The 26,264-nt window shown below is 32.6% G+C and carries 9 protein-coding genes; all 9 read right to left on the bottom strand.

Going from position 1 to position 26,264, the window contains the following annotated elements:
• Nucleotides 1-15,144: hybrid non-ribosomal peptide synthetase/type I polyketide synthase (locus CHB81_RS03655; protein ID WP_089350527.1), on the bottom strand; the 15,144-nt coding region annotated here is incomplete at its 3' end.
• A gap of 2 nt (nucleotides 15,145-15,146) precedes the next feature.
• Entirely contained in the window at nucleotides 15,147-16,559 is a 1,413-nt protein-coding gene (locus CHB81_RS03650) for an aspartate aminotransferase family protein (protein WP_089350526.1), read from the bottom strand.
• A gap of 89 nt (nucleotides 16,560-16,648) precedes the next feature.
• On the bottom strand, nucleotides 16,649-18,304 hold the full coding sequence (locus CHB81_RS03645; protein WP_176427485.1) for a cyclic peptide export ABC transporter: 1,656 nt from the start codon (nucleotides 18,302-18,304) through the stop codon (nucleotides 16,649-16,651).
• Between the two features lie 180 nt (nucleotides 18,305-18,484).
• Nucleotides 18,485-20,083 (bottom strand): MBL fold metallo-hydrolase, encoded by a 1,599-nt coding sequence (locus CHB81_RS03640; protein WP_089350524.1) that lies wholly within the window; start codon nucleotides 20,081-20,083, stop codon nucleotides 18,485-18,487.
• Between the two features lie 1,204 nt (nucleotides 20,084-21,287).
• Nucleotides 21,288-22,025 (bottom strand): thioesterase II family protein, encoded by a 738-nt coding sequence (locus CHB81_RS03635; protein ID WP_089350523.1) that lies wholly within the window; start codon nucleotides 22,023-22,025, stop codon nucleotides 21,288-21,290.
• Between the two features lie 16 nt (nucleotides 22,026-22,041).
• Nucleotides 22,042-22,707, bottom strand: a complete 666-nt coding sequence (locus tag CHB81_RS03630) for a 4'-phosphopantetheinyl transferase superfamily protein (protein WP_089350522.1) — start codon at nucleotides 22,705-22,707, stop codon at nucleotides 22,042-22,044.
• Nucleotides 22,708-23,786: 1,079 nt separating this feature from the next.
• Nucleotides 23,787-23,996, bottom strand: a complete 210-nt coding sequence (locus CHB81_RS03625) for a transposase (RefSeq protein ID WP_089350521.1) — start codon at nucleotides 23,994-23,996, stop codon at nucleotides 23,787-23,789.
• 276 nt (nucleotides 23,997-24,272) lie between these two features.
• Nucleotides 24,273-25,184, bottom strand: a complete 912-nt coding sequence (locus CHB81_RS03620) for a hypothetical protein (RefSeq protein WP_141130359.1) — start codon at nucleotides 25,182-25,184, stop codon at nucleotides 24,273-24,275.
• An 18-nt stretch (nucleotides 25,185-25,202) separates the two neighbouring features.
• Nucleotides 25,203-26,108 carry a hypothetical protein gene (locus CHB81_RS03615; protein ID WP_089350519.1) on the bottom strand — a complete coding sequence of 302 codons (906 nt, stop codon included), beginning with the start codon at nucleotides 26,106-26,108 and terminating at the stop codon, nucleotides 25,203-25,205.
• Nucleotides 26,109-26,264 lie beyond the last annotated feature (156 nt).

Here is a 26,264-nt window from a genome sequence, read left to right as displayed (position 1 = left end):
GGTATAAATTACATATGCCAAATCCGTAGTTTGGACAGCACTGGTTTTTAAAGCCGGAAATGAGGACACCTGGTTTAATACACTCTCAAATTCTATGTCTATAGAAAAAATAGGCACCATATATTCTATGACATCAAATAAACTTTCTGATTCTATGATCAGTAATTTTATATGAGCGTCATTGACAACAAAGGATTTACGATGCTCCGGATACTCTTTATCGATAGGAAGATAACAAGCACCGGCTTTTAAAATTCCTAGTATTGAAATAATAGACCAGATACTACGATCCAGCATTAAACCTACAATATCATTGGAACTCAAATCATAATGCTTCTGTAAATAAAGCGCCAGATAAGTCGATTTCTCATCTAATTCTTTATAACTTAATTCTTCATTTCCATAAACAACTGCGATAGCATTTGGGGTCTTTTTTACCTGTTCTGCAAATAAATCAACAACGGTCTTTTCTTTTGCATAGTTTTTTGCCGTATCATTAAATTCATATAATAATTGATGTAATTCTTTATTAGATAGAATACTCAACGTATTTACGCTTACTTCTTTTTCAAGAGTTACACTATCTATGAGCTGAATTAATGATTGCTCAATGAATTCAAGTATACGATCTGCTCCAATACTTGCATCCACAAGTACAGTTAATCCAAAATCAATACCAAAATCATCTACATTAAAATTAAAAGGATAGTTATTGCGTTCATACTCTCCAATTACCGTTATCCCTAAATTTTTAGTATTATTCTCTTCTACTAAAGATGATGGAGAATGACGATAATTTAATAAAGCACTAAAAAGAGCCATTTGATTGGAGATACCGCTCCAATCATGGATGTGAGACAAAGGAGTTTGTTCATAAGATAATAGTTCTCCTAATCTTAATTTAACCTCATCTAAATACTCCCTAACGCTGCCTTTTAATTCCAAAGCAACTGGTAGTGTATTTATAAACAAGCCTAAAGAATCAGCTGCGCCTAAAGAACCTTGTAAACGCCCGGAAAATAAGGATCCAAAGAGCGCATGTTCTTTATTACTGCATCTTGCTACTACCAATCCGAAAGCTGCATGAAACAATACTGCAGGACTCATACTTAAATTCACGCAAACAGTACGCAATAGGGTACTTAAATCTCTAGAAAGAATAACAGTAGACTCTTCAATTTTTGTACCGTTTCCTAAGATATTTGATAAATTAAACGGGTATGTAGGTTCATTAATTACTCCCAATACTGATCTAAAATAAGACTCTCCATCGTTGACTGATTGTGTATGTAATGTATGTCCAATGAAATCCCTATATAAAAAAGGAACCGGCAGATTTTCCGCTTCTCCTGCGAGATACAACGTTACCTCTTCTATGATTTTCTCTAAACCAACATGGTCCATTATTAAATGGTGATCATAGACTACTAGATAATAAGATTCGTTCTCAGGATCATCAGCTAATTTTAATTCCATTAAAGGAGCTTTAGAAGTATCCATCCAATGGGTTCCTGAAGCTACCAATAATTCTAACTGTGGTAAAATAGCTTTGGAGTTATCCAAACTTGAACTATCTACTAATTCGACTGATAAAACAGCTTCTCTCAACACTACCTGTACCGCATTAGGTAAACCAGTACTTAAAAAAGAAGTACGTAAAATATCATGGCGGTTCACCACAAATTGTAAGGCCTCAATAAACGCTGTTCGTTTGTTCGAATCTGAAAATGAAAGTAAACTCGAAAGAACATAAGGATCTCCCTGCGCAGTATCGCTCATGAGATGATGAAAATAAATCCCTTCTTGTAATGGAGATAAAGGATAGATGTCTTCAATATTTGAAACACCACCCGGAACCATTGCAACTATCTTATCTAAATCACTCTGATCAAAATCAAGTAAAGGCACCATCGATGGTGTGATATGGTTGCTTGTTGCTAAAATTCCATTAGCAGGAACAGTATAAATAAATGATATGGAAGATAACTTATTACTAATAGAAGCTATCGTTGGATTTGCAAAAATATCTTTAACTAAAATATAAAAATCTAATGCCTGCAGGCGGGATATCAACTGAACCACCAATAAACTATGCCCTCCCAATTCAAAGAAATTATCATGTATTCCTATATTAGTAACTCCTAATAAGGACTCCCAGATAGCTACTATTTGGATTTCTGTTTCATTACGCGGCGCAACATACTCTTGTGTAGATAATTGAGATCCATCAAATTCAGGTAAGGCCTTTTTATCTAACTTTCCGTTAGATGTAAGTGGTATTGTATCTAATTCAACCCATAATTGGGGAACCATATATTCTGGTAAAACAGATTTTAATTGTTCTTCTATTTTCTCTTTATCTAATACACCTTCCAAGACTACATAGCCCACCAGACGCTTGTTTCCACTTACATCTTCTTTTACTAATACACGACATTGGATAATTAAATCTAAAGATAATAAGACGTTCTCAATCTCGCTCAACTCAATGCGGTATCCTCGAATCTTGACCTGATCATCTCCTCTGCCAACAAACTCAATATTACCATCAGGTAACCAACGAGCTAAGTCACCCGTTCTATAAATCACTTCTCCTTTTATAAAAGGATTTGTTATAAACTTTTCATTAGTTAACTCTACTTGGTTTAGATAACCTTTGGCAACTCCTGTTCCTCCAATAACTAACTCACCAATAACTCCAATAGGTACTAATTCCTGATTAGAATTTAAAACATAAAGACTTGTATTAGTAAGTGGTTTACCAATTGGTAGAGTGTCTGCATTATCTGGTATATCAGAAACCACATAACAAGTAGCGTAGACTGTTGTCTCCGTAGGACCATATACATGAAGTATCTTATTGTGCCCTAATGCAGCTAACATTTTTCGCACAGGTGGTACTGAAACTTTTTCTCCTCCAAATAATAAGAGTCTCAAGCTGGATAATAAAGACAGATCATATTCAGCTAAAGAATTAAACAATGCAGTTGTGATAAAAACAATACTCAACTCATGTTTATTTATAACTTGAGATAAAGCGCCTGCATCTGAAGCTGTTAAATTATCTATTAAATAAAGGGAAGCTCCGTTTAAAAGACTTCCAAAAATCTCATATGTTGAACCATCAAATGCGTAATTAGACCATTGAAGCACTCGATCTGAAGCTTTTATTGAGATTTTATCAGATGGATCATTAATTAAAGTAATTATATTCTCCTCACTAATAAGGATTCCTTTAGGAGCCCCTGATGTCCCTGAAGTATACATTACATAGGCAACCGAATCAAGTTCTCTTTTGTGTAAGCTTGCTGAAGTTTCATAATGATAAGATTCCGCAATATTTAAAAGGGTATATTCCGAAACTGCTAAATCTGAAAGTAAAGATTCTTCGCTATAAAGCAGGTAATTAACACTTGAATCTTCAAGTATATAGGATAGGCGATTAGATGGTAATAAAGGATCTAAAGGAACATAAGTACATTCTGACTTCAGAATACCTAATATACTAATGATCATATCAAAACCTCTATTAAATAATATCCCTATTCGAGAATCCTTAACCACACCAGTCGATTTCAAATAATGAACTAATTGATTCGACCTTTCATCTAAATCTTTATAACTTAATTCTTCTCCCTGATAAACTACTGCTACAGCTTCCGGAGCCTTTGCTACCTGTTCTTTAAATAAATCAATTATCGTTTTATCTTTTGGATAGGCAAGGATAGTATCATTAAAAGTATTTAATAATTTATATTCTTCCTGTGTAGAAATCATGGATAAACTACCTATAGGCTGCGTGATATTACTCACAATACTAACCAGCAATTCCTGATAATGCAGCAGCATTCGGTCTATTGTTGCTTTATCAAATAAGGCTGTGCAATATGACATCTCCAATGAAATAGCATTATTATCCTCAAATACATTTAACATCAAATCAAATTGAGAGGTAATGGTATCAAAATTATAATTCGAAATCGTAATATCTTCTAAGTTTAATTCTCGAGATGCATCAGGCGTATTCTGTAATACAAAAAGTACTTGAAACAAAGGGCTCATAGCCATATCACGAGTAGTAACCACACGATCTACTACCTTTTCAAAAGGAGCTAATTGATAGTCATATCCTTCTAAGGTCGTCTGTTTTACCATTGCCAATAAATCGATGAAACTTGGGTTTCCACTCAAATCACTTCGAAGAGCAATAGTGTTGACAAAAAAGCCAATCATATCTTCTAACTCCAATTGCGTACGATTTGCAATAGGTGTTCCCACGCAAATATCAGACTGTCCGCTATAACGGGACAACAAAACCTTGAAGGCTGATAATAAAAACATAAACAGCGTAACACCTTCTGATCGGCATAAGGAATCCAAGGATGCGGTTAACGTTTTATCTAATACAAAAGAAATACAAGCTCCATTTGTACTATGTACTGAAGGACGTGCATAATCAGTTGGCAATGATAAAGTACTAACATCTTGTAGCTTCTCTTCCCAATACGATAATTGTTCTTCTAAAACAGTATCAACTATATATTTTCGTTGCCAAATGGCATAGTCTGCATATTGCAAACTTAATTTTGGAAGAGTTGCTGTTCGATCTAACTGAAGCGTATTATACAACTTCATAAATTCGTTTACTAAAACACCTCCAGACCAACCATCACTGGCAATATGGTGGAATACACTGGCTAATACATATTTTCCGTTACCCAAATCATATAAGCAACTTCTTAGCTTGTAATCCTTAGATAAATCAAAAGGTTTCTTCAGATAGTCCGCTATATTACTTTCTAATAATAATTCATCTGATACAATTTCTTTATCCAATGACCATTCTTCTGCACTGACAATCTCTTGATAACCGATTCCATCTTCTGAAAGAAGTACAGTTCGCAATACCTCATGACGAGAAATAATTTGTTGTAATGTTTGTTCTAATATCGATACATCTAAAGATCCTTCTAAACGAAGAACTACAGGTATATGATAATCTGTACTGCCTTGCAACTTATCCAAAAACCATAATCGCTCCTGGCTGAAGGATAAAGGAATATGGGCCGGACGATCCTGTACGACAATCGTAGGTAATAAAATCCCTTCGGATTGAGCGGACACATAAGTTCCCAATTTAGAAACCGTAGTATGTATAAAGACTTCTCGAATAGAAACCTCTATCATCAGCTCCTTACGGATCATAGAAACTAAACGTGTTGCCAATAAACTATGACCTCCCAGTTCAAAGAAATTATCATGGATGCCGACTTTTTCAACACCCAATAACTCCTGCCATATGTTAACGAGTTGTAATTCTAAATCTGTAGTTGGTCCAACATATTCTTTACTTGATAACTCTGAGCTATCAGGATCTGGCAATCCCTTTTTATCTAATTTTCCATTACTGGTTAATGGCATTACATCTAATGCAATCCAGATCATAGGAATCATATATTCAGGTAAGCTTAGTTTTAATTGATTTTGAAGACGCTCTTTATCTAATTCGCCTTCTAATACCACATAACCTACTAAACGTTTTGTACCATTTACATCTTCTCTTGCTAATACACAGCATTGGGTAATTCCAGGTAGTACTGATAATGCGTTCTCAATCTCACCTAATTCTATACGATATCCACGAATCTTAACCTGATCATCTTTTCTGCCTATAAATTCCAAATTCCCATCAGGTAACCAACGGGCTAAATCGCCAGTCTTATACATTCGATCTCCTTCTTTAAAAGGATTCGCTACAAACTTTTCTCTGGTTAATTCTTCCTTATTTAAATAACCTCTGGCTACTCCCGCTCCGCCAATACATAATTCACCAATTACTCCTATAGGTACCAATGATTCAGAAGTGTTGAGTATATAAAAACTATTGTTCCATAAAGGTTTACCAATCGGCACATTAATTAAACCATCAAAACTCTTAACATTATCCGTTTCAAAATAAGAACTATCTATGGTTGTTTCTGTGGTTCCGTAACTGTTAATGATTCGCATAGCGTGACCAAATCTGGTATACACTCTTTTAAAGTCATTAATACTGCATACGTCAGATCCTAAAATTAACAACTTCATCCAAGCGTAATCTAACTTTTGCTCGTAGATGTAATCCATCAATGGAATCACTAAACCTGGTGTACCTTCTAATATAGTAACACCTTTTTCTAAAATAAGATCATAAAGTCTGGCTGGATCCAACCTGGCATCTGAAGGACAGAGTATCATTCTGCCTCCAAATAATAAACTTCGGCATAAATCCCCTGAAAACACGTCAAAAGAAAAACTTGCCATTTGCAATAAGCAAGTATTACTATCCAAAGTATAAGATGACTCCCAACACAAAGCCATATTCAATAAGCTCGTATGATTAATGACAACTCCTTTGGGTCTGCCTGTAGAACCTGATGTATAAATTACATAAACAGACTGATCGGCTTTGACAATAGAATCAACCTTACTTAATGGTTGTTCTCCTATTGACTTCCAATTGTCATCTATTGTAATAATTTGTACTTTCTTGTTTTCGGCAACTAAAAACTCATGCGCATGATCTGTTATGAAAAAAACGGCATTACTGTCTTCAATTATGTAATGAATGCGATCTTCAGGATACTCAGCATCTATAGGAACGTAAGTTCCGCCTGCTTTCAAAACACCAAACACCGCTATAATCATATCAAAAGAGCGATCGACACATATACCAACTAAATCTTCTGATTTTAGTCCTTTATGGATCAAATAATGTGCTACTTGATTTGATTTTTCATCTAATTCTTTATACGTTAATTCCTCATTTCCAAAAACAACTGCTATGCTATTCGGCATTTGCAATACCTGTTCTTCAAATAAATCAACTATCGTTTTATCTTTTGGATACGATACTTCTGTATCATTAAAATACTGTAGTTGTTGTTCTTGTTTACCTTTAGATAACAATTGTATATCCTCTATACTGCCTCCATCGCCATCGCTTTCAATGATTTGATTTAAGATAAATTGATAACAATCTAAAATATCTTCTGCCAGTTCATTACTTAGAAAAGATTCTCTGTAGTCCAGAGAAAGAACTAAATCTCCAGATTCCTCAATGGCATTAAACATTAAGTCAAAATCGCTGTAAACTGGTTTATTATGTACTATATGTAAGTCTACACTTTCCATATCAGTATTGGAAGCACTAACATCAAAATTAAAAATAACATTTACCCAATTATCATACTTTATATCCGTTTCTTTTTGGAGTAATTCCATAAAATTAGCATACGGATATTCTTGATGCTCATAGGCTTCATATATTCTGTTTTTTAGATCCTTTACATATTCTATTAAAGAATCTTTGGAATTATGAGATATTAAAAATGGCATAAAATGAGAGAAATCTCCAATTGCTTCTTCTATATCCGGCATGGTACGGCCACCCGCAGGTATACCAATAATAACCTCATCTTTCTCACATATTTTACATAATAAGAGTTCGAATGCAGACAAAAATGTCATGAAGAGTGTTAGGTTTTGCTGACTGCTCCATTTTCTGTACCTCAGAATATTTTCTTTAGGAATTCGTAAAGAAACTGAATTACTTGCATTTCCATATTTTGATAAACTGTTATCAAATGGAAGTGTTATATAAAAAGATTTTTTAGAAAATTTATTTATAAAATAGTCTTCATGAACCTTCCAATCATCATTGTTCAGGTTATTTTCCAACCATTTTGTATATTCATAAAAACCAACAGCTTGCACTAAATCAAGTTTTTTTCCTTGAAATAACGAATTGTAGTTATCTACAACACCTTGAATAAATAAAGCACAAGACCATCCATCTGCTATTATATGATGCATCGTCACAATTAAAGTACTCTCCTCTGGAGAAAACTTTATTAGCTGTAACCGTACAAAAGGCCCGTTGGTAAATGAGAATGCAGTACGCATGTTTTCATCAACTAAAGCTTTATAAGCCTCTTCTTGTTGATCTAATTCATCCTTTGAAAGATCTATTTCTTCTATTGGTAAAGTAATAGATGGATCAAAAATTAAATGCTCTCCATCTTCTGATACCCGAGTTCTTAAAATACTGTGATTATCTATTAAATTATGTATTGCCATTTTCAGCAATGATGCATAAATTTTACCTTTCATCTGTAAACTGAAAGATTGCGTATATGCTAAAGATCTTTCCGGGTCAATCTGATGAAGAAGATTAAACTTCTGTTGTGTTAAAGTCAAATTAACCTTAGAAATATTTGATTCCTGCACATTATAACCAGTAGCCTCCAGGGACAAATTTTTTTCTTGAGAAATATCAGAAGAAGTATAAACCAGTTTAGCACATTCTGTAATTCCTTTGTATAATTTTTCTATATCTTCATCAGAGTGTGCAAATGAGAGAAAAAGATTATTAGATTCCCATACATATATTCCTCTTTGAACCAAATGGAAAGCTAATAATTCGAAATTAGCTTTGTATCTAAATGAAAATAGAGATCCAAAATATACCATCATTATGGGTAGTGATTCCTTTTCGAAATAACTGTTCAATCGGTTCATTAAAGAAGCCGTTCTGTTATTGAGTTCCAGATATGCTTCTTTACCAATTTCATCAATACGGGTAAGCACCGCTTTTGACGCTGCCATAGTTAATGGATGTCGTGTAAAAGTACCTGCAGTAAATGTTTTGTCTACCTCAGGATAGGATTCATCTCCAAACTGCCAATGACCTCCATCTACAGCATCCAGATATTTTGGTGAACCGGCAACAATTCCAATTGGCATTCCTCCTCCGGCTATTTTACCATAAATTACAATGTCAGCTTTGATATCAAAATACTCCTGAGCTCCTCCGGGCATGATTCTAAAACCAGTCACCATTTCATCAAATATGAAAGGAATATCTAATTCTTTAGTTAATTCACTAAGCTGATGTAATAATTCTTTTGGCTGAAAATCAGGAAACCTACTTCGTACAGGCTCTACTAAGATCCCCGCAAGATCGTCTTTGTGTGCGCGTATTTGTTCTAAAATATCGTCATCAGAATAATTAAGGATAATTAAATCTTTAACCATATTTGCTGTTATCCCTGCCGATAAAGATTCTACAACATTTTCCTGATCACCTTGAACTCCAAGTGTTATTTCTCCATGTCCGTGAAAAGAGGCCGAAAAAACGATGATTTTATTCTTTTTTGTAACAGCTCTTGCTATTCTTAAAGCAAAAGAAACAGCTTCTGTGCCTGTATTGGTTAGGCAAACTCGCTCAGCACCAGTTAATTTGGAGACTAATCTTGTAATATCTCCAGACAACTTATTCATAGGGCCAATAATCATACCCTGACTATGCTGTTCAAGAATTGCCTTAGAAATAAATTCTGGTTGATGACCAAAAATACAGGATCCAAATCCCATCACTATATCAATGTACTTATTTCCATCAATATCTGTAAAATGAGAACCAAATGCATGTTCACTCACTATTGGGTAAACCATTTCTTTTGTAGCAATGTTGAACTTATAAGCAGAGCGATAATCCGCTAAAACAGCTTTGTTTTCAATAGCAAAAGACTTTGATTTTTGGGTTTTAGCGGTATAACTCTCTATTAATTGCGGTAATTGTTCTTCTTGGTTTTTTGGTAATTTTTGAAAATAAAAGCTTTTACTGCCAAATGATCCTGGCAGGCTAACTTTTTCTTTAGTTGTTATTTTTTTTTTTACGATATCAAATATGTTCGTAGTTTTAGAAACCTCAGCGAATCCATCTCCCGTTGTATGTTTATCAGTATTTTGTGATGTCCTGGAGGTGTTTAAAAACTCAGAAATTATCTGATTTTGTTGTGACAGTATACGATTCTGCTCAGCAAATTGTTCTCTTATTATAGTAAACTCTGTAATATCAATTGCGGTATTGTTAATTACTTCTTTTGCCGGTGTTTTAATATATTCAGCAGTCGATTTATTTATTGTTTCTTCTCCATTATTTGAATGTCTTCCAGTACCAATCTCACCATTTGAACTTGCCGAAAAACTACAAGAAGTATTCGTGTCAAATGTCTTATTAACCACTACATGATTATTAGATACGACTTCTGTTTGCCCTGTTTCCTGAATAATGTATTTTATAATTGCATCCAAATTCGTTAAATCTTCAAACATCTTTCGGATTGGAAGTTTTACGTTGTATTCTTTACGTATCTTATTTATGATTTCCATCAAAGAAAATGAATCTGCACCATAATTCAACAATGGTCTATGCAGCTCTATTTCTTCAATTTTCATCTGTAGCGTAGCTGAAATTGTATTCTTTAAAAAACTCTCTATATCTTTAAAAACCATGGTTTCTGAAAAATCTTTATTATTAGTACTAGAGATTGTATTTGATTCTTTGGAAATAGTAATTGGTTCTTCTTCTATCCAAAATCTTTTTCGTTGGAATTTATAAATTGGAGCATTTACTTTTACACCATCTTTATTAGAATAAAATGATTTCCATTGTACATCTCCTCCTTCTTTATACCATTCATTTAGACTTTCCAATAATTGCAGGTTCTCATTTTTACCTTTTCTAAAAGAAGCTAACCAAATTGTTTTATCAGCTCTCTCATCAGATATACATTGACTTCCCATATTGATTAAAACAGGATCTGGTCCTATTTCTACATACACATCAACTTCTAAGCTCTCTAATGATCTCATACCCTTTAAAAAATCCACAGGAGAAGTAATATGATCTACCCAATACTGTGAGGTACTTATTTCTTTACCTGCTACAGTTCCTGTTAGATTACTAATTACTATACATTTGGGAGATTGAAAGTGAATAGTATCCGCAATTGCTTTAAATTTGGAAAGTATAGGCTTCATCATTGGAGAATGAAAAGCATGGGAAACTCTTATTTTTTTCCACTTAATAGCTTTTAAAGATAATGTACTCGTGATAGTCTCTATGGCTTCTTTCTCTCCTGATAATACTATTTGATCAGGAGTATTAATTGCTGCAATGGTAACTTTTTCTTTATAGTGCTTCAATACTTCAGAAATAGCTTCTTCACTCGACTGCACTGAGATCATCTCTCCTTCAAGTGTTATTCCTTGCATAAGACGCCCTCTGGATGCTACCAATTTAAGACCATCTTCTAAAGAAAATACGCCTGCCACACATGCCGCTACCAGTTCTCCTATGCTATGTCCTATTAGTACATCAGGCTTAATTCCCCAGTTTTCCCAAAGCTGATATAGTGAATATTCTATGGCAAATAGTGCAGGTTGTGTGTATTGGGTTTGATCTATAAATTTGGCTTTTTCACTTCCTTCCTCTGCAAATAAAACAGTAATTAAATTTTCATCTAAATGAGCTTTTAATAACTCTGTACATGTATCCAAAGCTTTCTTAAAAACTGGCTCGGTATCATATAACTCTCGTCCCATTCCTAGATATTGAGCACCTTGTCCCGTAAATAAAAAAGCGGTTTTTAATGATTTGGTTTTCTGAAATGAGTTATTTGCCTGATTTAATTTTTGAAGTAATTCTTCTTTATTTTCAGAAATTATTCCTAACCTATTTTCAAAGTGATCTCTATGCACTGATAATGTATAAGATAAATCGCTAATTTTTACTTCCGGATTATTCTCTATGTAATCAATTACCGCAGCAATTTGGTCTTTTAGTGCTTTTTCTCCTTTTGCAGATATTGTAGTTAGTACTGTTTCTTGAGAAGAAATAGTATCGTTTTGTTTTTTTGTATGATATACAGGAGCTTCTTCAAGAACTATATGCGCGTTTGTTCCTCCAAACCCAAAAGAACTTACTCCTGCCCTGCGTATGCTATTCTTTTTCTGATTCCAACTTAGCAAATCATTAGGAATTAATACGTTTAATTTTTCCCAATTGATATATCTATTAGGTTTATTATAGTGCAGTTGTTTTGGGATTATAGAATGCTCCAGACATAAAAGTGTCTTAATTAAGCCCGCAATTCCGGCAGCAGCTTCCAGGTGACCTATATTAGCTTTGACAGATCCTATTATTAAAGGACTGTCTGAGTTTCTGTCTTTTTTAAACACTGCATCCAGAGCATTAATCTCTATTGGATCTCCCAAAGATGTTCCCGTACCATGCGATTCTATGTAATCAACATCTTTTGGTTGTAATCCTGCAGATTTTAGCGCAGCGTGTATTACCTCTTGCTGAGCTAATCCATTTGGAGCGGTTAATCCATTACTTCTGCCATCTTGATTAACAGCAGATCCTTTAATTACCCCTATAATATTGTCTCCATTTTTTATCGCTTTTGATAGTGGTTTTAATAATATTAGTCCGGCACCTTCACTTCTGACATATCCATTCGCAGAATCGTCAAAAGTCTTACATCTGCCATCTGCCGCCATCATACTTGATTGTGACAATGCTACAGTAGATTCTGGTGTTAGTATAAGATTTACTCCTCCCGCGATTGCCATAGTACATTCGCCACTGCGAATATCCTTTATAGCCAAGTGCACACTTACCAATGAAGACGAACAAGCCGTGTCAACAGACATACTTGGGCCTTTAAAATCGTAATAATAAGATAGTCGATTTGAAGCTATACTCAATGCTGATCCAGTTCCCGAATACATATCTTTAGGATAGTTTTTGAGTAAAGACGCATACTCATTTTGAAGAATACCAATGTATACTCCAGTCATTGACCCTTTGAGTTCTTTTGCTGTATATCCTGATCTCTCTAATAATTCATGAGTCAATTCTAATAAAATGCGTTGTTGAGGATCCATCAATTTAGCTTCTCGAGGAGATATCTCAAAAAAAGAAGCGTCAAATTCATCTATAGCATCTATAAAACCTCCCCAGCGTGTATTCATTTGATACCCGTCAATTTCTTCTTTATTGCTGAAGAAATCATCTATTTCCCATCGGCTCTTTGGCACTTCTGTAATAGAGTCTATTCCGGATTTTAAATTTTCTAAAAATATTTCCAGATCTTGCGCGCCTGGAAAACGACAAGACATACCAATAACTGCGATTGGTTCTGAATTCAATATTTTTGCATCTTCAACATTTGAAGGTAATTCAATATCTTCATTAGATAATAAATATGCCGCCAGATCCTTTATGTTCGAATAACTGTAAACAATTGTTGGTGTTATTTCTATCCCTAAATAATCAGACAATTTCCCTGTGAGTCTTATACTTTGTATAGAACTCATACCTAATTCTGAAAACGAAGTATGCGTATTAACTTTTGATATGCTTATGTTTAGTTCTGCTGCTACAGCTTCTTGCAAAAGCTTTTCTAAATCATTGGATAAAATTGTTGTTTTTACTATTTTATTTTCTTGTAGATTTTCATTAGAATTATTTATATTTTGACCTTGCACCCATTGATCCATTACTCCTTCAATAGTATTAGACTCATATAAAATTTTAGTGGCTAATCGCTTAATTTTCCCGCTGGACGTTTTTTCTACTTTTCCCGGTTCTACCAATACAATTGCATATACAGACAATTCATGTTGCTCAAATACACTATCAATTATACTTTTAACAATGAAATTAAAATCATACCCCTTCATTGAAGTTCTTTTAATTTCCTGAACAATAACCAATTGTTCTTTTCCTTTTGACTCAGTGCAAAAAGCTACTCCAGCATTGTTTTGTAAATCGATATGTGATTGTTGTACAACACGTTCTATATCTTGTGGAAAATGATTCACTCCATTAATGATCATGAGCTCTTTTAGACGACCTGTTATATAAAGTTGTTTCTCATTTATAAACCCCATGTCACCTGTACGCAAATACTCCTCTTTGTCTTCTTCTGAGTTTGCATCTGAATTTTGAATTCGTGCCTGAAAAACTTCTTTAGTTAATTCTTCTCTTTGCCAATAACCTTTAGCAACACTGGCTCCGCTAATCCAAATTTCACCTATTCCATTTTCCTGACATACCATTTTAGTATCAGGATTTACGATCTTAATTTCTAACTCTTCTAAAACTGGTCCGTTACCTATAAATTCAATAGTATTAGATGTTTTATCTTCTTTATTGAAAAGTTTTACTTCTCCTGAATGAAAATTTTCTTTATCTAATAATAAGGCTTTGGGTATTGAATTAAAATCAGAGCAGCTAACTATAAGGGTCGTTTCTGCCATTCCATAACATGGAATTAAATACGTTTCATCAAATCCAATAGAACTGAAACGGGTAGTAAAATTATTTACGGTTTCTGGTCTAATTGGTTCTGATCCATTGTAGGCTACTTGCCAACTACTTAAATCCAATCCTTTTAAATCCTCTTCTTTAATTTGATTAGCACATAAATCATATGAAAAATTAGGTCCCCCACTAAAAGTACCTTTATAATCTGAAATAACTTTTAACCATCGACTAGGTTTTTGTATAAAAGCGGTTGGTGGCATGACAATCATTTCAAACCCTACATATAAAGCTTGAAGTATATTTCCTATTAGTCCCATATCATGGTAAATAGGTAACCAACTAACTCCTATACTTTCAGTATTCTGATGAAAACAATTTTTCATCAATTTATTGTTATGTACAATATTAGAATGTGTAACCATAACCCCTTTTGGATCACCTGTTGACCCGGAAGTGTACTGAAGAAATGCAGTATCCGTTGGTAATACAACAGGAAAATCTTTATCTAAAGAGTCAACTAACACATTGGTTTGCAACCATTTTACATTTTCAAAAATTTCAGTATCAAACCAGCCACTACTCTTAGTATATATACTCTCTATAGTCAAAATAAGAGTAGCTTTACAATCCGCTACAATATTTTCTAATCTGCCTATTCTTCGTTTTCCCTGTGGTGGAAAAGCTGGAACCGCAATTACACCTGCCAGGAAACAGCCTAAAAAAGCGTCAATAAAATCTAATCCTGATGGATATAAGAGTAAAACACGATCTCCAGGTTTTGCATGTTCTAATATATGTGATGCAATACGTTTTGCGTTATCATATAAATCCTGAAAGGTCCTGCAATCACTTTCTTCTTCCCCATTTTCTAAAAATCTATAAATAACCTTATTTGGAGTTTGGCTAATATGATTGCTTAAAACTTTAACCAAGGTTTCTTTCGAAGTTATATCTTCTGGAATAGTCGATTTTATTAGTGGCATTATTATATGATTTTATTTTTTTCTAGAGCTGGTTCCAAATATTCTTCCATACAAACTATTATGGATTGTTTGATAATTTCAATTGCTGCATCAACAATATTCTGAGTTGTGATCAAAGGAGGAATCAATCTCATTACATTTTTATAATGGCCACCTACTTCAAATAATAGTCCTCGCTGAAAGCATTCTTCCCTAAGTTTTTTAAGATATTCCGGAAAAGGTTCTTTAGTAGTTTTATCTTTTACAAATTCGATCCCTATCATCATTCCCTTTCCTCTTACATCTCCTATGAACGGATTTTCGGTTTCTAATGTCCTTAATTTTTCTATTAAATAGCCCCCTATTGACTGGGCATATTTTTCTATATCATATTCTTCAATAAAATCAAAAGCTCCTCTTGCTGCTGCAATACTCACCTGGTTACCTCTAAAAGTACCTATATGATCTGCCGCCTTCCAGGCTTCTATACTTTTTTTATATATTAATCCGGAAATTGGAAAACCTATACCTCCAAAACCCTTAGAAAATGTTATAATATCAGGTACAGCATTTGTATTCATGAATTCTAAAAATTTTCCTGTTCTGAAAAAACCACTTTGGACTTCATCAAAAATCACAATAACACCATGTTTATGAGCTACTTCTACAATACGCTCTAAGTATCCATCTTTAGGTACAATATTACCTCCTTCTCCTTGTAGTGGTTCTAATATGATAGCCGCCGGAGTTACAATTCCAGAATGTGCTGTATCTAATATCCATTCGAAGTGACTTACACATTCAAAATCGCAGCTATTAGAATTTTTATTAAAAGGACAACGATAGCAATAACTGTAGGGTACAAAACTTACATTTGGAATAAGAGATGTTAATTTATTACGAAAAAAAGTATCGGAAGTTACTGCCAAAGCTCCTGAACTCATACCATGATAACCTCCTGTAAAAGCTATAATTCCATCACGTCCTGTCTTAATTTTTGCAAGTTTTATGGCAGCTTCTATGGCATCTGATCCAGTAGGACCACCAAAACTCACCTTATATTCGTCCTGAATTTCTGCTGGTAAATTTTTTAATATTAGCTGAATTAAAGTAAGCTTATTTTCTGTTGGAAAATCTAATGCATGAATCAATTCTGCTTGTTGCTCCTTAACATAATCTAATACATACTCATTACCATGCCCCACATTCAAAACTCCGCATCCTCCAAAAAAATCAATAAAATGGTTACCATCTACATCTTCTATAATGCTTCCTTTTGCTCTTTTTATTGCAATTGGCATATTTTTAGGATATGAAACGACACTTCCTTCTATTTCACTTTGTAATTTCAACAATACTTTCGACTTTTCACCTGGTAATGAAGGTGAAATAATTTTTGCACATTCAGATAAATGATACTTTTTAAGTAACTCCATAGTAAATTATTCTTGCTTATTTTATTAAAATAGATCTTGGAAAATAAAATTCTTAAATTAAACAGTGTTTATAAATGATCCATAAACTCTCAGACCAATTGGTCTTGCACTAACATTTCCCCATAATTAAATTTCATTAATCGATCGCAGTACTTATAGTATGCATCATCGTGGGTGATAGCAATTACAGTTTTCCCTTTACTTTTTAAGTCAGGAATTATGTTTTCATAAAAATATTTTCGAAATTCCGGATCTTGCTCTGCAGCCCACTCATCAAAAATAAAAACTTCTTTATCTTCCAATACTGAATATATCAATGCAAGTCGCTTTTGTTGACCACTTGACAAGTTTTGAAATATTCTATTGCTTTCTTCATCTTGTCGAATAACTTTGTCAAGTTTCATTTTTTTCAAAAGCTCCGCTAAGTGTTTATTGGAAGGAAGGAGATTGAAATTATCATAATTCTCTGTAAAGAGATAGTTGTCAGAAAAAATACATGATATCATATCTCTATATTGAGATCTATTATCATCGGTAACTATTAAATCATTAACGACAATTTTACCGGATTTAGGAATATATAATCCTGATAATAAATTGATAAAAGTGCTTTTTCCGCTACCATTACTTCCAGAAATGAAAATAATTTCTCCTTTACTTATTTCTAGATTGATCGGCTTAAGTTCAAACGTAACATCTCCTTTTTCATCAATGTGCTGATAGCTTATTTTATCGATAGAAAGGGTTTTAAAAACTTGCAACTCCTTTTTTGAAGTTGATAATGGAAGTGCATCTGAATCGTTCAAATTATCTGTAAGAGTATCATTGAATTCATTAATTCTTGCAAAAGCAATTTTATAACCTATAACACTCTTCATAAGGTTTATTAAAATAGCGATTGGCCCCATTAAAAATAATAACGTAATCATAAAACCGGAAATAACCGTTTTGTCAATGCTAAAAACAAGAGGTAAAACAAAAAGTACTGTACCAATCAAAAAATAAAAAAAATAATCTCCTAATAGTTCATTACCAAAAGCCGATAATCCTGCTTTGATATTGAGATTTATGGCTTTATCACGATTCTCGGTAATGTGCTCTAAAAATATAGAATCACTTCTCTTAGTACTCATTTTAACCTTATTGAAACCATGTAAAAAGTCGTTATAAAACCTCATAAATGTATCATCAAGATCTCTCTTGGCATCCATATCCTTTTCAATAATTCCATTTCGATAGATATAAATAAGTGTCAATACAATAATAAGAGCGACTATCGTTAAGGCACCTTTTGGATAAAGCCAAAACATGTAGCCCAAGCCGGCAACTATCATTATTAGTGAGTTAAAAAAAGTTATAAAAACCGCAGGAAGTGATTCTAAAGTGTGTACATCTTCCAACGCGGTTCTCACTCTTGCTTCACCCATCTGCAAATAAGATTCATAATTCGATAACCGAAGTTTATCTATGATCTGCAGGGTCATTTCTTTACCAAAGATTAACGTAGCTTTTATCATGTAACCATTAAAAAAGTACGTCAACAAAAAAGAGACCAAAACAAAAATTAAGTAAATTAACCAATCGTATTCATTAAAAAAAGGTAAAGGAGTACCTGATATTTTATGACTAACCAGCATTAACAAACTACCACTCCATAAACCATTAATTACAGCTAAAAAACCAAGTAGTGGCAATGCTATTTTTAGTTTTAATCTTAATAAATTAAGCAATGTTGCTTTTCCCAATGTTCCAGTTAATTTAGTTGTTATTATTGGTTTTTAATTTCTTTGAAAAATAATCTGAAATACTTATAAAAATGTTCTGATAAGATTTACTTGATTTTCCATTATTTACCATCAATTCTACACTTTCTAAAACAATAAATTTTAAGTGTTTTACTGTATCAGAAAGAATAGAAATTCAACCTATTTTAAATACATAATCTCTTTTTCTCCAAACAAACGCTCTGCGACTATATTGTTAGCTTTACAATCCTTTATCAATAAATCAGACTGTACAATAGGATGGGATTCGTCTGTGTACTTAATACTGCTGATAAACTCAAGCCAAGGCTCCTGTCCCATTGCATACACATATACTTCTTTTGGATTAAATGCTTTTACTAACCCTTTCCCTCTTTCAAAATTAGAGCCCGCCAATCTTCGAGAAGAATCCTTATCTCTTGCCAATGGCTCTGTTAATAATGGGCCGTAAAGCCAAGAAAGCGGAGCTCCATCACATTCCATTCCTAAAAAGATAACATCGACATCTCCAAGTAAAGCCTGTACTCTCTGATAAATTTTCGATTCAACATTACAGGAATCGGCAACAAAAATCATTTTAAAATCCCCAACACGTACATGATGACATATTTTAGCTTGAATATTTAAATCTGAATGCTCTCCTATAAATGGAATTCCTGTAATAGAACAATCATTAAAGTTAATAGTATCCATTTCATCAATTTCCACTACATTATTAAATCCAATTGATTTAAACATCAGTTTCAAACTTGGATCTTGCAGACTACCATTCGAAGATCTGGGTACTACTATATTCTTTATTTTATGTCTTAATGGAATAAGAGTTTCGAATAAAATATGATCTTGATGATTATGTGTAATTAATACATAATCAATAGTGTCTGGTAAATCCATATCTGAAAATCGATCAACTTCCTGAGGGTAGCCATAATAACTTATAATAGGATCTATAAGAATACTTACATCCTTAGTTTCTACTAATATGCATGCATGCCCAAAATATCGCATTCTTACTTTATCCCCTGTATATTTTTCGTAAGCTTTAGGAAGTTCTGTAGTAAAAAATGATTCAAAGACAGACTCCATATCAGGAGGTATATTCAATTTTTCTTTAATCTCGCTTAATGAACCCGGAGTTCTTCTCATCTTACTGAGCGCATCTAGTCCGTTATGACTAAAAGGTATGTTCAAATGTATTTTATCCTTATCTTCTAAACGAGGTGTACTTAAAACAAAAGGTCTTTCGTCATTATCAGTCAGCCACAGTAAAATACTTTGTGAAGTTTCATTATAAAATTCACTATTATATAATAATGGCTCAAAAAATCTAAAAGAGGGCTGGTTGTTAAGATCGTAAATCAACTCCACATAACCTTTTAGTACTTCAGGAACTTCTTCATATAATGGCTCAAGAGAATATCCTTTTGCTTTTGCCTTTAACATTAAGTTTAACTCTTTTACTGCTTCACTAAATACAATAAGTTCTTTTTGATTTTCTAAAGTATCGTTGCGTAACTGTTCTATCTCATCTACTCGTTTTCCATCATAATCAATAAAGGGACCTCCTAACATTTTTGGGTTTTTTACTGCCGCAGCATGAGCTGCAGGAGCCTGAATATAGGAACTCATTATTTTTAAATGTCTACCTGTAATATTCATAGCTGCTGTTGCCGGAGATATCAAATGGCTCCATGCATACCAGTTGTCAAATAATGGTTCTATTACTAAATTTGGTTTTAAATAGACTTGATCTGTATTCATATTATTATTTTGTATTTAATTCGCCCTCGAAGGCATCTTAGTATTCTTTCAACAATAATTTCAGGATGTTTGAGAATAAAAAATTTATATCCATTTTTTATTTACGAACGTAATTTACTTAGTACACTTAAAATTTCACTAAGAGCATCTGTAATTATAAAAAAATCCCGAAAGCGCTAATTTCTCTAGTATTTCTTTTTTCTTTATAATAACTTAATTACCCCAATTGATTAAAATTAAGAGAGCACGAATATATAGTATTCATAAAACTATACCTTACGGGAAACCGTAACAACTAAAGATATTCAGAAAACTTTAACTTTATTTTTAATTCTGTTTAAGCATGATTTATTCTGCCTCTTTATTTTTAATATTAACCTTTTTTGTACTACAAAAATATTCGTACGAAATTACTTTAGTAAATATCCATTACTGTAAAATTTATAAGTAAAATCCCCGTTTTACATTAACAAACCATCAATAAATTATCATATTAAAGCTTAAAAAAGAGTGTAGCTAACCCAAGAGAATGTAGTGAAATATGAAACAAAAAAAACGATCAATTCCCTTATCAGAAATTATAATTAAAAATAATCAAGCAGAATATCTTGATCAAACTATTTGCTTATATCTTGTAGCTAATATTATCGCTCCAAAATTATATTTTGGTAGTATAAATTATTATTCTGAACTCTAAAAAAAGTGATTTAGACCAATACAAATAATACTTAAAATTATTTGATTGCTCATTTTTAGTCATAATCCTGTAATGCTTGTATTATCAGCTTATCGAATAATTTTTCCTTAAAGTTCCTGTAGTTATTTCTTTATTCGATTTTTGAGTAATAGGAATCTCCACATAATTTGTAATATCCATACAAGATGTGCTTTTGTCTGTAAAAAGAATACTTTTGCAAAATGGATCATTGAATTGTTTTAAATATCAATTCTAATGTGTGGTCGGTCAAGACCTTTGCTTTAAAATGAAGTCTGCAAGATTCTTAACTCCCACAATTTGCTGTAAGAATGGAACTAATTCATTGTTTTTTTTTTTATCAAAATACAATGATTTTTAAAATCGTGAGGGCTTACCCACAATTAATTAAAATTGTAATAGTCTAAATAAATAATCGGTTGCAGGCCTATCTTTTAGTTTTGTTTTGATCTCATGCAAAAATTGAGACATAAAATAAATTACATGAATCTAAAGAATATTAAAAGACCTCTCTGCAATTCCAGATATTCTTTTTGCAATTGGTTCGGCATGTTTAAAAATAAAAAAATGATCTCCTTCTAAAAGTTCAAATGTACAATTATCACTAGTTTCATTCTGCCAGTCCTTCATGCCTGATAAAGGAGTTTTTTCATTACCAATACCAATTTCTTCCTTACCCATTAAAATATGAATAGGAAAATTAAAAGGTACCTCCATTGGTAAATAGTTATAATCTTCAATAGCCTTAAAATCAGATTTCATTATTGGATAGTAAAGATCCAAAAGTTCTTTACACTCTAAAATTTCTTTAGGCAACCCTCCAATTTTATTTACCTCTTCCCAGAAAAGAGGGCTAGGCAGTAAGGACTTTTTATTGTTAAATCGGGTAAATCCTGGTGCTCCGCGTCCTGTAAAAAAAAGAGCCATTGGTTTCTGTAATTTTTTTTCAGTTATTTTCTTTACTAATTCATATCCTAGTAATGTCCCCATGCTATGACCATATATGATATAATTTCCTTCTTGTATATGAGGCATTATTTGACTAAAAAGATCATCAACCATATGATCAATTTTATCCAGCAAACTTTCTTTAAAACGACTACCTCGTCCTGGAAGTTCCAAAGTAATCCAATCTATTTTTTTTGATACATGCTTTTCAATACCATTAAAGCTATATTTATTACCTCCTGCAAATGGGAGAGCTATTACTTTATTGTTCGTTGTCATTAAAAAATCTTTTAATCTAAATTAAATTTGTGTAATAATTTGAAGAATCTAATTTTAAAATCTTTATGCATTCTTCATTAACTTGTGTATTAGTCGCTATATGGCATTTATATTTACCATCTAACTTAATCTCTTTAAGAAAAAACTTTTCATTATCAATAATTGTACTATTCTGCGATATTTCAAAAGATTTTAGTGGTACAGACAAACCTTTTCCACACCCCTTGATTACAGCTTCTTTTTGAGTCCAATAATTATAAAATGAGTCCATTTTATTAAAAGACGTAGAAATTTTCATCCATTCTCCCTCTGTCATTTGAGGTTGAAAATCTTCTATCTGAATATCACGTTGCAATTCAATATCTATTCCTATATCACATACATTAGTCACAGCACAAACAACAATTTCTCCCGAATGAGAAATATTAAAATAAACTTCTTCTCCTCCAAAATAAGGTTTCTTATACTTAGAATATTTTATATTGTTTTCTTTATATTTTTCATTAAAATTATCAGTTCCTCTATAAAGTAATATTCTTCCTAATAATGACAATTGAGCATCCTGCCACCTTCGATAGCTTTTTATTTTATTTTGAAAATCAATTGGAAATCTTAACAAAAACTCCTGCATTAATTTTTTATGATTATTCTCAGAAATATAGGAATAATATATATAGATCATTTTCGTACGAAATATAAAACAAATAACTAAATTTATACTTTTTATTTACTTTTTGGGCTTATAATAAAGATTCTACAAGTTTACCAGTAATTAAACTAATAACAAAATTTTATTAATCAAATAAATTTCGTTAAAAAGCAAAAATCAATATCTCTAAAACCAACAGTCAAGAATAATACTGAAATAGAATAATATAAAAAGAATATTGAATGCCTGTAGTACTGCACGAAATAATTATAAATCAATACTGAATTATTTCGAGATAGAAGAAAAGTGAAAAACAGGACAGAACAATCAATTTTATAAAATTAAATTTACATTATAAAGAATTAAAGCATCAAAAAAACTAATCTAAACATTAAAAGTTAAAATCTAAAAATCAATAATTTTGTTTTTATGGCAAAATCGTGGCAACATAGGTTTGAAAAAAGACGAAACGCAGGAAATATACAGGTTTCAAGCTTAAGGTTCGAATCCTGCTCTCCCTACTGAAAGTCCTAATGAAAATTAGGACTTTTTTTATTTTCAAAAACCCGTAAACTTACGAATCCTAAAATCAATATTATTTTGCTTTTAAGGCACTTTTCAATATCTATAAAAAACACTCAAAAGTTTTGTGACAAAATCGTAGCACATTGTGTTTGGAGTTGCCTTCTTATTTGCCACAAAAGCTAAGGCAGTCAAGCTAGTTATTATTTCTATTTTTGACATTTTTAGTTTTGTGGCAAAATCGTGGCAAACGGTTATTTTGAAAAATAGAAATGTAGTATTTATAAGGGTTATCGAATTTAAGTTCGAATATTTATTACGTTGCTTTTTTTGTTAACAGGTTCGAGTCCTGTTCCCGCTACTAGACCGGACAAATGAGAAAACGACTCATTTGTCCGGTTTTTTTTATACTTCAAAGTATTGTTAATCAAGAAAATATACTTCGCGATTACGTTTACTCTTGGGGTTCGATATGTACTCCCATCAAAAATCAATTTATCTGGAAATATCGAACCCACTACACATCGTTTGGTTTCAATATCGCCTTCTTTATATGCAGATGATAACGGATCATGTACAAAAGTTGGGGATTAGGCAAAAAGATTAGATAATCTGAACAAGAAGAAATCAATATTTCTCACTCCTCTAAATTGACTTCTAAATGCTTTTATTTTTGCGTTGAAAGATTCGGCCGATGCATTAGTACTTCTGTTGTCAAAATAGTTTAAGGTTGACTGATTATTAACTTGTTGAGTATTCTTTCTTTTATTGTAATCAAAAATTAAATATGAAGTGTACAATAAAGGTATGGATTCTAACAAAATATATAAACTCCAGTGTTCTCTATACCTTTTTTTCAATATTGCGGGAGCGATTGGATGGAGTTCTGTATTTGTATTTCCATGATGAATTAGATGATACTTTCTGTAATGTTCACCATAAAATGGCAGAAATAACAAAGCTGAACATACAATTAAACGATCAGATTTACTCCTTGTAATTGCTTTGTGATAATCTAGTAAACTTTAACTAACTACCATTCTAAAAAGATTTTTAATTGACAGGCTGCGAAATTGTCAATTATCCTTGCCTTTTTTTCCTTCAATGTACGGCTTCATTTTATCCACTTTTATTGGGGTGACTGTTTTTTGAATAATTGGTACTTTGTCATATTTCAGGTCAAATTCATAATCTGCATATCCTTGATGTTTATACCGTTTTATAATAATTTTATCAGCGAACATTCCCGGTTTAATACTTTTTTGCTTATCATAAACTGTTTTTAAATTTTTAATTTCAGTTTCACTTACACTATCAATCCTTTCAAATACGAGATCCCCCACTTGTAAATATCCATTGGTTATTGTTGCGGTTTGCTTCTCACGTCCATCACTTGCTACAGCGTAAACACTGTAATCATTGTAATCTTTGTTAAGCGCAAAACTATAGACAGTTGACTGTTCTAACAATGAATCACTTTCGATGGAAGGCCTGCTTATACGATAAAAAATCAAATTAATTTGCTTTAATGAGTTAATTGGGAGATCAACTGTTGATGAAGTAAATCCTACATTTTTTTCGTCATTAAATACTGGGCGCATTGTCAATGCATTTTCTTTGTCAAAGGATATTGCAACAGGAGAAAACATAAAATTAAAATAGAATCTTGCCATTCCTGGTTCCATACCTTTTACCCAGTCAGACTTTTCCGTTAAAAAATTTGATTTTCTGCCATACAAATAAAATGCTTCATTTTCAGATGAATCCCTAATCATTTCAATCGTATTGTTGTTACTGTTTTGCCACGATCCTTTACTTATTCCATAGTGCTCTACATAAGCATATGTTCCATCAGGCAGCATAAGCAGATACAAATCCTGAGATGCAACATCTCCTTTTAAATAATAAGTCCCCACCATGGGAGACTGCGCGCGGGCAGCACTTGTGCATATTAATATTGCGCACAAAAAAGCATATATTTTTTTCATTGTTTTCGTACTTTTATTTTAACGATACGATCTTCTTTGCGACGGTTGATCACAAAGACTTGTAATTACAGGATGTGTAGTATCTATATTTATTTTTCTCCAATCTTCTTTTATTTTTGAAATTTTTTTAAAACCCGCTTGTTTGCCATCATCTTCGCTATCATAAACAGTATCATTGTGCTTGTTCTCTTTACTTTTCAAGGCTTCGCTTATTTCTTTCAGACCTTTTTTATCCTCTTCTGGCAAGTCGAAAATATTTCCGCTCCTTCTAAACGTTCTGCCGCTTTCTGCCTGAAACAAGTCGCCTTTTTCATTCAAAATCATGTGTACCGTTTTATAACCGGACTTTGCTTTTTTATTAAAGACAATTAAGAACTCATTGAATTGGTTTGGCAAATCAAAGGTTTGAATCTTTTTCTTATCAATCACTTGATCTATAAAGGATGGATCGGAATAAAATTCATTAGGCTGACAAAAGAGATGTATTTGCTTTGTTTTGCGAATATTTTTTTTAATCGGAGAAGCAAAACAATTAGCTTTTTCATTAAACATCGGATAAAACATCAATCTTTGATTGGTGTAATTATCAAAAGAAATAGCAGTAGCTCTATCTTCGCATCTTGAAAATTGAATAGAGATACTGTCCTTTTTGATTGCGGACGATTGCCGCCCATAAACTTTAAATTCCTCATCATAAAAATCTGCACGTGTTAATTCAAGGACGTTGTCGGATTGCAATTTCCATTTTCCAATGTCCATACCTCCGAAATATGAAAATACATAAACGTTGTCAGAAAGAATGTACAGGTGCGTGGCAGACATTGCATCTCCTCCAGGAAGTGTATAGCTGCCAGCAATTTGGGCGCGGGATGGTAAATTTGCGACCAAAAGAAAAAAAATGAGTATTGGGAACTTTATTTTCATTTTAAAAAATATTTAATTATTAAATTCGTAGGTGCCTTTAAACTTATGCCACACAATCAATCCAGACAGCTTCATATTTTTAGAGTAAATTGATTCTCCATCCCGCTCTTCTTCAAATTTGAGAACTTAGTTACTCTAAAGAAGATTTTTAACCTG

This window comes from Flavobacterium sp. ov086, from assembly GCF_900187965.1.
Taxonomy (GTDB): domain Bacteria; phylum Bacteroidota; class Bacteroidia; order Flavobacteriales; family Flavobacteriaceae; genus Flavobacterium.
Note: the sequence above shows the minus strand (reverse complement) of the source record. Positions and strands in the feature narration are given on the sequence as shown.

Coding starts and splice junctions, on each gene's coding strand:
- CHB81_RS03615 (WP_089350519.1), bottom strand. CDS start 26,108: ATGAAAATAAAGTTCCCAATACTCATTTTTTTTCTTTTGGTCGCAAAT.
- CHB81_RS03630 (WP_089350522.1), bottom strand. CDS start 22,707: ATGATCTATATATATTATTCCTATATTTCTGAGAATAATCATAAAAAA.
- CHB81_RS03635 (WP_089350523.1), bottom strand. CDS start 22,025: ATGACAACGAACAATAAAGTAATAGCTCTCCCATTTGCAGGAGGTAAT.
- CHB81_RS03640 (WP_089350524.1), bottom strand. CDS start 20,083: ATGAATACAGATCAAGTCTATTTAAAACCAAATTTAGTAATAGAACCA.
- CHB81_RS03620 (WP_141130359.1), bottom strand. CDS start 25,184: ATGAAAAAAATATATGCTTTTTTGTGCGCAATATTAATATGCACAAGT.
- CHB81_RS03650 (WP_089350526.1), bottom strand. CDS start 16,559: ATGGAGTTACTTAAAAAGTATCATTTATCTGAATGTGCAAAAATTATT.